This is a genomic window from Acinetobacter sp. Colony158, assembly GCF_019264745.1.
GTDB lineage: Bacteria > Pseudomonadota > Gammaproteobacteria > Pseudomonadales > Moraxellaceae > Acinetobacter > Acinetobacter ursingii.
Genome location: NZ_CP078523.1, coordinates 3,010,352 through 3,020,682 on the forward strand (window position 1 = coordinate 3,010,352; position 10,331 = coordinate 3,020,682).

The following is a 10,331-nucleotide window of genomic DNA, read 5'->3' on the forward strand; positions in this document are numbered from 1 at the left end:
GCATAATATTTTAGAACCCCTTGAAAATGTTTCGGTTTTACACTGGCACGGCGATACCTTTGACTTGCCTGAAAATGCCACTTTACTTGCTAGTTCAGCACTTTATCCCAATCAGGCATTTTCAATCGATCAGCATGTACTGGCTTTACAGTTTCATATCGAAGTGGCTGAAGATATGTTTGAACGTTGGCTGATTGGTCATACATGTGAATTGCGTCAGGGTAAGTTTTCAATTCCTCAGTTACGTGAGGAAAATTCACTGCATGCTCAACAGCTTGAACATGCGGCATACCATGTGATTAAACAATTTTTAAAACAAAATCAACTATTAAGTTAAAAGAAGATCTTTTTGACCTTCTTTTAATTTTCCGAAGAAAATAACTCAATCACATCTTGTTCAGTCATCTGCTTGGCTGAAGATAAAAATGGATAATACGCAGGTTTATGATCTGCATAAATTTCCAGATGAATTTTTGCCTGTTCAGGTAGCTCAAACAATTGTGCATTTAAGCTATAGTATTCTCGCTCATTGAGTTTGTAATATAAATTGGTGCCACATTCTTTACAGAAATAACGCGCAGCCCATTCTGACGATGCATATTTTCCAATTGATTTTTCGCCCGTCACTTTCAAATGATCTGTCACTTCCAGAGTCAAAGATGGTCCACCTCCCCATTTTCGACACATAGAACAATGACAAACTGTGATTTGCTCTGGATGAATATTTGTCTCAAATTGCACCGATCCACACAAACATTGACCGAACATGTTATTTCCTTTTATTGATGTTTAATTGGTTTTCATTTTTTTAGAATTGATTATTATGCTACACAATAAAAAACCCATCATGTGTTTTTATTCATGATGGGCTTGCTCAAACTGTAAACTTTTATTTCTTGGCAGCTTCTGCTTCAGTCGTAATGTTTACAGTAATTTTATCACCAACATTTGGTACATAGTTTCCGATACCAAATTCAGAACGATTAAATGAAGTGGTTGCATTGAAACCAATTGCAGGGACTTTTGCCATTGGATGTTCGCCTTGTTTATTCAACACAGCATCCAATACGACAGGTTTAGTAATCCCTTTAACAGTTAAGTTACCTGTAATTTTGAAATGTTTTTTGTCTTTGGTTTCTACTTTAGTACTTTTAAAAGTGATGTTTGGATATTTAGCGGCATTGAACCAGCCTTCTTCCTGAAACTCTTTATCCAACGCAGTTACGTTTGTATTAACGCTACTGACGGGAATCGTCACTTCTACAGAAGAGTTTGCAGGTTTTGCATTGTCAACTTTAATCACACCTTGAATGTCGCTAAAGTTCGCACTTGGCGTAGAAAAACCGAAGTGGTTCCATGAAAATACAGTCGCAGTGTGAGTTGGATCAATTTTATAATCTACTGGCGCAGCTAAAGTTAATGTACTCGCAACTGCAACCGCCAAGCCAAGTGATAATGTTTTTAAACGCATGATTATTTCCTACTGAGTGGATTGTTATTAGTTTATACATTGCTGATTTTAATACACTGTTATTTATAAGACGAATTGTTGCAAGCATGCAACAATCTTGATTTAGTTAATTTATCTTAACAAATCATCATATCAATCTGAAATAAAGCTTATATTTTTAAATATTACTGAATTAAATACTATATTATTTAGATAAAATTAAACAAATGCTTTTAAGTCTGCCTGCCAACATACAAAATAACAACAAGCTCGATATGATTTATGCTAAAGATACTACTTTATTGATCAACTTAGGTTATTACATGTCATACACTGCGCAAGCTCAAAGCACCAAAACACCTTATCGAGTAACGCTGACCGATCCCTCTGGACATGTCTGGTACGTCGATGAACCTGAAGAAAAAGGTGGACAAAATTCTGCACCTAATCCTATTTTGCTGCTTCTTTCTGCCTTAGGTGCATGCACGACCGTGACTTTGCAAATGTATGCAGACCATAAACAAATACAACTTGAACATGTACAGGTCGATTTGATTTTAAATCCTCAAGGAGAAAGCGTTTCTTCTGACTCTAATCAAATTGAACGTAACATTAAACTGACAGGAAACTTCACAGAAGATCAGCACAAACGTTTATTAAAAGTTGCAGAAAGTTGTCCTGTACATAAATTGTTGACTTCAAATATTTCAATTCAGACTGAAATGACTTTTTGATTTTGCATTGATGCACTTATCTGAATAGACAAGTTTTATCGGTGCTCAGCAATACTGAGATCAAGCTCAACGGTTGCTAAGAAAGCTCAGGTTAAAAGACAAAAAAGTTCAATAATTCTCTTAACCTAGCTTTTCTTAATCATGCTTTTCTTGATCACGAGTTATCACTTTTCCAATGGCTTCCGATTTGAACGAAATCAGGCAGTTTATCACTATGAAAGACATTATTTTCGTTATCAACAGCAAATCTGGATACTTCGCTCTCATTTTCCGCATGACTTTTTTGATAAAAACTAAATTCTCCTAACACGCCATCAAGTGCAGTCGAGTTTTTAATATCTGCGGCTAAGGCATGAGAGATAGATTGCGCAGGATGATCTATAAACTCGCAGTCACCTGTAACCGTGTGTCCATTTAAATCCACAAATGAGAATTTCATGCCGATCTCCAATTAAAACCACACTATTCAAAAATATATCATAGAAACATTGAATCAAAAAAAACCCCAGCCAAGCTTTTGATTGACTGGGATTACAAACTTTAAGTTTCGCTAAAGTTTATTTTAGACCGTTAAAGACTGCACAGCTTCGACTACAGCTTCGGTTGTAATACCAAAGAATTTAAATAGATCTTTAGCTGGCGCAGATTCACCATAAGTGGTCATGCCAATCACTTTGCCATCTAAACCGACAAATTTCCACCAATAATCCACATGTGCTGCTTCTACAGCCACACGAGCACGGATGTTAGAAGGAAGTACAGCTTCACGGTAAGCCGCATCTTGCTTCATAAATTCTTCTGCACATGGCATTGAAACTACACGTACACCCTCAAGTTGAGCATAAGCATTCATTGCCAGCTCAACTTCCGAACCTGTTGCAATAATAATGGCTTTAAGTTCACCTTTTTCCTGAGCCAATACATAGCCACCTTTTGCAGCATTTTGGATTTGTTCATCACTACGGGTTTGGAATGCCAGATTTTGACGGGAAAAGATCAATGCAGATGGACCATCTTTACGCTCTAAAGCAGATTTCCATGCAATTGCCGTTTCAACGGTATCCGCAGGACGCCATGTATTTAGATTTGGAGTAGAACGCAATGAAGCAATTTGCTCTACAGGTTGATGAGTTGGCCCATCTTCACCCAAACCAATCGAATCATGGGTATAAACATGGATCACACGCTGCTTCATCAGTGCAGACATACGCACTGCATTACGTGCATATTCCATAAACATCAAGAACGTTGCAACATAAGGGATGAATCCACCATGCAAGGCAACACCATTGGCAATCGCAGTCATACCAAATTCACGTACACCATAATGTATATAGTTCCCTGCTGGATTGTCCTGAACACCCACACAACCTTTCCACAACGTCAGGTTTGAACCTGCAAGGTCAGCAGAACCGCCCAATAATTCAGGTAATAGCGGTCCAAATGCCTGTAAAGTATTTTGGCTGGCTTTACGAGTTGCAATGGTTTCAGCTTTGGCATTGGTTTGTGCAATAAAGGCATCTGCTTGAGCCGCAAAATCAGCAGGTAAATCGCCAGAAATACGGCGCAAAAGTTCAGCTGCTTCAGTTGGATATTTTTCTTGATACGCTGCAAAAACTTTATCCCAAGCTGATTCAACTTGTTGGCCTTTGGCTTTGGCATCCCAGTGCTCATAAATATCAGTTGGAATGACGAAAGCTTCATCTTCCCAACCTAACACTTCACGAGTAAGCTTGATTTCGTCTGCACCGAGTGGCGCACCATGACTATCTTCTTTACCTTGTTTATTTGGAGAACCTAAACCAATAATTGTTTTGCAGATAATAATGGTTGGTTTAGACGTTTCAGCTTGCGCTTCAATCGTTGCTTGGCGAATCGCATCTGCATCATGACCATCAACACGTAACACTTGCCAGCCATAAGATTTGAAGCGTTGTTCTGTATCATCACTGAACCAGCCTTCTACTTCACCATCAATCGAAATACCATTGTCATCATAGTAAGCAATCAACTTACCTAGCCCCAAAGTTCCTGCCAGTGAACATGCTTCATGGGAAACACCTTCCATTAAGCAACCATCACCAAGGAAACAATAAGTAAAATGATCAACTACAGTTAAATCAGATTTGTTAAATTGTGCAGCAAGCGTTTTTTCAGCTAAGGCAAAACCTACAGCATTGGCAATCCCCTGACCTAAAGGACCTGTTGTAGTTTCAATACCTGGTGCGTAGCCTAATTCTGGATGGCCTGGCGTTTTAGAGTGTAATTGACGAAATTGCTTGATATCTTCAATTGAAACATCATAGCCCGTTAAATGTAGCAATGCATATTGCAACATTGAACCATGACCATTTGACAATACAAAACGGTCGCGGTTCGCCCATTGAGGATTGGCTGGATTATGGTTTAAAAACTCGCGCCAAACGACGTCTGCAATGTCTGCCATACCCATTGGCGCACCAGGATGGCCTGAGTTTGCCTGTTGTACAGCATCCATAGCCAATACACGAATTGCGTTTGCAATACGACGTTCGTTTAAAGGGGTCGTCATAGGTCAGCGTCCAAATAAATCGATAGAATATAAAAGATGTGCATGAATCGAGATTCAAAAACAGGCTATATTGTCTTAAAAAAACAGGCACGGGTAAAGCCTATGTCGTGATTTTCCGTACTTTTAAATGGTCGTTTTGATTGAATAATGGCGAATTTTGTAGCGATACACAGGTTTTCATTTTTGTATTTTTTAGACGCATTCGAAATAGATTATTTTTAAATCCACTAAATTCCAGTATAAATAAAATAAAATCAATGAATTAAGTTTATTAAAAACCTTGTCAAAATGATTGAAAATCGCTCATTTTATGTATTAACTTTCAAGAAAATTATACACYTTTWAAAAAAAGAATTTTAATCAACTATTTAAAAAAAGAATGAATCACATTCAACTAAAAGCTCAGATGAGTAATTAGACTTCTTTCATCATTGTTTAAGCTCTCTTTATTTTCCTCTCATAGCGAGAAATAAAAGAGACATACGAAAGAAGTCTATTCGTTAAAAAATAGTAAACTCTTTATCTTCGAGCCTAGAAGCAATGAGTAAACTGATAATTTTTTTGAATCAAAACAAAAACTATCTTAAAAATCAGAAACTAAATTTTAAAGCACTGTCCAGAATCAATCACAACTGATCATTTTATATAGCCTATATAAGTTTTACTCATACACATATCAGATAAAACAAGGCAAAAATGAAATAAATTCACGCAATTTAGTCAGGTTAAGCTAGTCCTAAAGGGCAAGTCGATGTAACATATTATGTCTTTAAAAATTACTGTGATAGGACTTTCATGCGCGAGTATGCTGTTTTTACTTCGGAATCTGTAAGCGAAGGCCATCCAGATAAAATGGCTGACCAAATTAGTGATGCGATTCTGGATGCGATCTTAAGAGAAGACCCATACGCACGGGTTGCTTGTGAAACATTAGTAAAAACAGGCGCTGTGGTTCTTGCTGGTGAAATCACTACAACAGCCAATGTAGATTTCGAAGCCATTGTACGTCAAACCGTAAATGGCATTGGCTACCATCATTCTGATCTTGGCTTTGACGGTTCAACCTGTGCTGTGATCAACATGATTGGTAAACAGTCTCCTGAAATTGCGCAAGGTGTAGACCGTCAAAAGCCTGAAGATCAAGGTGCAGGTGATCAGGGTTTGATGTTTGGCTATGCCAGCCGTGAAACTGATGTCTTAATGCCAGCGCCTATTTCCTATGCGCATCGTTTAATGGAACGTCAGGCTGAATTACGTCGTTCAGGTGTGTTGCCGTGGTTACGTCCAGATGCAAAAAGTCAGGTGACTTTTGCTTATGAAAATGGTCGTCCTGTACGTCTTGATGCAGTAGTTCTTTCGACTCAACATGATCCTGAAATTTCTCAAACTCAGCTTAAAGAAGCCGTGATTGAAGAAATTGTCAAACCTGTGATTCCAGCAAACATGTTCCATGCAGGTACCAAATTCCATATTAATCCTACAGGTATGTTTGTGATTGGCGGTCCAGTTGGGGATTGTGGACTTACAGGCCGTAAAATTATTGTGGATACTTACGGCGGTATGGCACGTCATGGTGGCGGTGCTTTCTCTGGTAAAGACCCATCTAAAGTTGACCGCTCAGCTGCTTATGCAGGTCGTTACGTGGCAAAGAATATCGTTGCAGCAGGCTTAGCAGATAAGTGTGAAATTCAGGTGAGTTACGCCATTGGTGTTGCGGAACCTACTTCAATTTCAATCAATACCTTTAATACTGCAAAAGTCGATGATGAGCTGATTATTGCTTTAGTACGTGAACATTTTGATCTGCGTCCATTTGGTATTACACGTATGTTGAATTTGTTACAACCGATGTATAAGCAAACTGCTGCTTATGGTCACTTTGGCCGTGAAGGCACGGATCATGCATTTACTTGGGAAAAGACAGATAAAGTTGACGTTCTTAAGGATGCTGCTGGTCTATAAAGCCACGCTCTATATTTTAAATAAGCCCGCATTTGCGGGCTTGTTTTTATGAGAACCGATCGAAATAGTTAATCTAAAAAAATTAGTATAGCCCCCTAAATACTGGACTGTTAATTGGTTTTTTTATCATTAGAGTTTAAAATATCTAGTATCGACTTTTGTTCTGGCGTATCAGTTTCATGTGTCTGAATATAAAATTGCACTGATTTAAATACCATCACAACAGCGAAACACCCCACAATACAAAAAATCCACCACCCGTATGGGCTGCGAATGTGTTGTGAACCACAATAAGGACATTCTTTATCTGTAGATGCAACGACCTTGTTACAACATGCACAGTTATATTGGTATAGCATAATTAAACCCTCCCGAAGACCTCTAAACTTGTTTTTCTATTCTGTTCAGCGACAGCTAAATCATTTTAGACCTTATATTTTTATACTATGTGAAACGGAACGGGATTTCAACGAAACCAAAAAACAATAAAGTTATTAATTATCAATAATATAAACAAAATACCACTTATAAGATTACATAATAAATAGAATTATCCACAAAAAAATTGTTAAAATTTATTAATAACTCCTCAGAAGTTGATCATTATGACCCAATTGATTAATAAAGGTGGTTTTCGTGAACGGGCTAATCGTAGTCGGAAATATAAAGAATCCGAAAACGAAAAAACCACTCTGGCTTCAAATAAATATCAGCCTAGTGTAAAAGCCGAGTCAAGCCATGTTGAATCCACAATTGACACGCCATCCGAAGCTCAGAAAAATCCAGACACAGATGAATAGATCTTTTATATCTTAATACATCATATTTTTTATTAAAAAAATAATCATAAAAGCTTTGAATGAATCGATATAAAGCGTCTGCACATTTTGACTTAAGCTCATCATGAATCATGAAAAAATAGAGTTAAGTCATGTCAAAACAAATACGATTTAATGCTTTTGAAATGAATTGTATCGCCCATCAATCGCCCGGTTTATGGCGTCACCCACAAGATCGTTCTCGTGAATATAAAGATCTTGAATATTGGATAGATTTGGCAAAAATCCTAGAAAAAGGCATTTTTGATGGTGTCTTTCTGGCGGATGTACTCGGCATTTATGATGTTTATCAGCAAAGTTCAGAACATGCTTTGACAGGTGCAGTGCAAGTTCCTGTCAATGATCCCCTCCAAGTCGTACCTGCGATGGCTGCTGTGACAAAACATTTGGGATTTGGAGTGACAACCTCTATTTCATTTGAACATCCCTATCCTTTTGCACGACGCATGAGTACGCTGGATCACTTAAGCAAAGGGCGTGTCGGCTGGAATATCGTGACTTCATATCTGGCAAGTGGCTCTAAAAATTTAGGTCTATCCAATCAAGTCAGTCATGATGAACGATATGATATTGCAGATGAATATCTGGAAGTCTTATACAAACTTTGGGAAAGCTCTTGGGAAAATGATGCCGTTGTTGCAGATAAAAAAACGGGAGTCTTTGCAGATTTTAAAAAAGTGCATCCAATTCAGCACAAAGGCAAATATTTTGAGGATCCTGGTATTCATATTTGTGAACCATCGCCTCAGCGTACACCGGTTTTATATCAAGCAGGAGCTTCTGGACGCAGACAGACATTTGCCAGTCAAAATGCAGAATGTATTTTCATAGCTGCGCCATCCAAAGTAGCAACTAAAAGTATTGTTCAAAGTATTCGCCACAAATTGATTGAAAATGGTCGTGATCCATATTCAGCAAAAATTTATGCGCTACTTTCGATTGTCACCGATGAAACTGATCAGAAAGCCCAACATAAATTTAGAGAATATCAGTCCTATGCAAGCTACGATGGTGCTTTAACTTTGTTGTCTGGCTGGTCGGGTGTTGATTTTTCTCAGTATCAATCTAAAGATAAAGTTGAATATATCCAGACAGATGCGATTCAATCACTGCTTGATTCTTATGTTAATGCAGATCCAAACCGTATCTGGACCCTAGAAGAAATTGCCAATTGGATTGGCGTCGGTGGTAATGGACCAGTTTTAGTTGGATCAGCACAAACTGTAGCTGATGAATTACAGCAATGGGTTGAAGATACCGATGTTGATGGTTTTAATCTCGCCTATATTTTAGCGCATCAAAGTTTTCAGGACGTGGTTGATTTTATCGTACCAGAATTGCAAAAACGCGGAGTTTATCCAAAGCAGTACATTGAAGGCACATTAAGAGAAAAGTTATTTCAAAATAATGCTCATTTACCAAACTGGCATCGTGGAGCAGCTTATCGCAAAAACACTCTATCACCTTTCAGGGCAGCAGTTTAGGATCGGCATTTAAATCACAAAAAAGCCGAATCACATGATTCGGCTTTTGCATATAACCGTTTCACATCAAAATTATTTTAATCTTTGTCTTTGTGTTCGATTTTCTTCACTTCTGGTGTCACTTCACGCGCCTCACCATCGATTACGCTTGAATCACGATACTGACCGCCTGACTGCTGATTTTGCATATCCTGCATTTGACGCATCATATCAGCGAAAGGATTTTGTCCCGCTTGACCACCAGCACTTCCCATCATGCCGCCCATCATTTTATCCATCATGGCTTGTTGACGTTTTGCCATGGTTTTCATTAAGGCATTTTGGAAAGCTTTCTGTACAGCAGGAATCAAAATCAAAACAGCTAAAATATCAGAGATAATTCCCGGTAACATCAGCAGAAAACCAGCCATTGCCATGGCAAATTTTTTGCTCACTGCGGGATCTGTTCCAAGTTGTCCTGTCATTTGCATTTGCTGCAACTGTGGCATAATCCCAGACGTACTGGAACGCAACATGTTTAGCCCGATAAAGAACGCGATAACAAACCAGAAAAAAACATACCAACCGCTCACAAATTGGGCAATACCAATCCATACAGCAATTTCGAGAATCGCGCCAAAAACAACTATCAATAATAAATTCATGTAAAACGTATCTATCTCAAAAATAAATGTTTGCAGCAGTATTAAACACTGATCTCAACTGAATCAAGATTTTTTAATGCTGTTATGTAACAATATGGGCAATCTTTTATTTTTAAAGTCTGTTATGCCATTAATTATAGGAATTGATCCGGGTTCGCGCCTTACAGGTTATGGCATCATTGAAAAAGATGGCGGTCAGTTACGTTTTATTGACGCTGGAACCATACGTACGGAAAGTCAGGACATGCCTGAGCGTTTAAAACGGATTTTTGCAGGGGTCGAACGAATCGTAAAATTTCATGGCCCAACCGAAGCCGCGGTTGAACAGGTATTTATGGCGCAAAATCCTGACTCCGCATTGAAACTCGGTCAAGCACGTGGCGCGGCAATTGCGGCATTGGTGAATCTGGATTTACAAGTTGCTGAATATACTGCACGGCAAATTAAACAATCTGTGGTCGGCTATGGCGCAGCAGATAAAGAACAAGTTCAAATGATGGTCATGCGGATTTTAAGTTTAACGATTAAACCCCAAGCCGATGCTGCCGATGCATTGGCAGCTGCAATTTGCCATGCCCATGTTTCAGGCAGTATGAGCAAAATGGCGGTTTTAAACGCACTGGGGGGAATGGCGCGAGGCCGTAGCCGCTATAACAGTAGACGGCGC

General features: G+C 38.6%; 11 protein-coding genes and 1 pseudogene. 6 read left to right on the forward strand and 6 right to left on the reverse strand.

Annotated elements, in window-relative coordinates; translation table 11 throughout:
• Positions 1-337 (forward strand): annotated as a pseudogene (locus JR005_RS14975) (glutamine amidotransferase); the annotation flags it as partial.
• Between the two features lie 23 nt (positions 338-360).
• On the opposite strand, the gene JR005_RS12400 reads toward JR005_RS14975, so the two are convergent.
• Both JR005_RS12400 and JR005_RS12405 read right to left on the reverse strand, forming a co-directional pair.
• Positions 361-768 carry a GFA family protein gene (locus tag JR005_RS12400; RefSeq protein WP_049174618.1) on the reverse strand — a complete coding sequence of 136 codons (408 nt, stop codon included), beginning with the start codon at positions 766-768 and terminating at the stop codon, positions 361-363.
• A 121-nt stretch (positions 769-889) separates the two neighbouring features.
• Positions 890-1,471 carry a YceI family protein gene (locus JR005_RS12405; RefSeq protein WP_004989182.1) on the reverse strand — a complete coding sequence of 194 codons (582 nt, stop codon included), beginning with the start codon at positions 1,469-1,471 and terminating at the stop codon, positions 890-892.
• A gap of 302 nt (positions 1,472-1,773) precedes the next feature.
• On the opposite strand from JR005_RS12405, the gene JR005_RS12410 reads away from it, so the two are divergent.
• Complete coding sequence (locus JR005_RS12410) at positions 1,774-2,184, forward strand: OsmC family protein (protein ID WP_171455440.1); 411 nt, start codon at positions 1,774-1,776, stop codon at positions 2,182-2,184.
• Between the two features lie 154 nt (positions 2,185-2,338).
• Here JR005_RS12410 and JR005_RS12415 read toward each other — a convergent pair whose 3' ends face one another.
• Positions 2,339-2,623, reverse strand: coding sequence for a hypothetical protein (locus JR005_RS12415; RefSeq protein ID WP_126624358.1), 285 nt, complete (start codon positions 2,621-2,623; stop codon positions 2,339-2,341).
• Positions 2,624-2,746: 123 nt separating this feature from the next.
• Positions 2,747-4,735 (reverse strand): transketolase, encoded by a 1,989-nt coding sequence (gene tkt, locus JR005_RS12420; RefSeq protein WP_218665187.1) that lies wholly within the window; start codon positions 4,733-4,735, stop codon positions 2,747-2,749.
• Between the two features lie 795 nt (positions 4,736-5,530).
• On the opposite strand from tkt, the gene metK reads away from it, so the two are divergent.
• Positions 5,531-6,697 (forward strand): methionine adenosyltransferase, encoded by a 1,167-nt coding sequence (gene metK / locus JR005_RS12425; RefSeq protein ID WP_126624356.1) that lies wholly within the window; start codon positions 5,531-5,533, stop codon positions 6,695-6,697.
• Between the two features lie 110 nt (positions 6,698-6,807).
• Here metK and JR005_RS12430 read toward each other — a convergent pair whose 3' ends face one another.
• Positions 6,808-7,056: a hypothetical protein gene (locus tag JR005_RS12430; protein ID WP_218665188.1), complete on the reverse strand. Its 249-nt coding sequence runs from the start codon at positions 7,054-7,056 to the stop codon at positions 6,808-6,810.
• A 246-nt stretch (positions 7,057-7,302) separates the two neighbouring features.
• On the opposite strand from JR005_RS12430, the gene JR005_RS12435 reads away from it, so the two are divergent.
• Positions 7,303-7,497, forward strand: a complete 195-nt coding sequence (locus tag JR005_RS12435) for a hypothetical protein (protein WP_218665189.1) — start codon at positions 7,303-7,305, stop codon at positions 7,495-7,497.
• A gap of 131 nt (positions 7,498-7,628) precedes the next feature.
• On the forward strand, positions 7,629-9,020 hold the full coding sequence (locus JR005_RS12440) for an LLM class flavin-dependent oxidoreductase (RefSeq protein ID WP_218665190.1): 1,392 nt from the start codon (positions 7,629-7,631) through the stop codon (positions 9,018-9,020).
• Positions 9,021-9,097: 77 nt separating this feature from the next.
• Here JR005_RS12440 and JR005_RS12445 read toward each other — a convergent pair whose 3' ends face one another.
• Positions 9,098-9,664: an FxsA family protein gene (locus JR005_RS12445; RefSeq protein ID WP_119686810.1), complete on the reverse strand. Its 567-nt coding sequence runs from the start codon at positions 9,662-9,664 to the stop codon at positions 9,098-9,100.
• A gap of 124 nt (positions 9,665-9,788) precedes the next feature.
• Between JR005_RS12445 and ruvC the strand changes: the two genes are divergently transcribed.
• Positions 9,789-10,331: crossover junction endodeoxyribonuclease RuvC (gene ruvC / locus JR005_RS12450; RefSeq protein ID WP_034697892.1), on the forward strand; the 543-nt coding region annotated here is incomplete at its 3' end.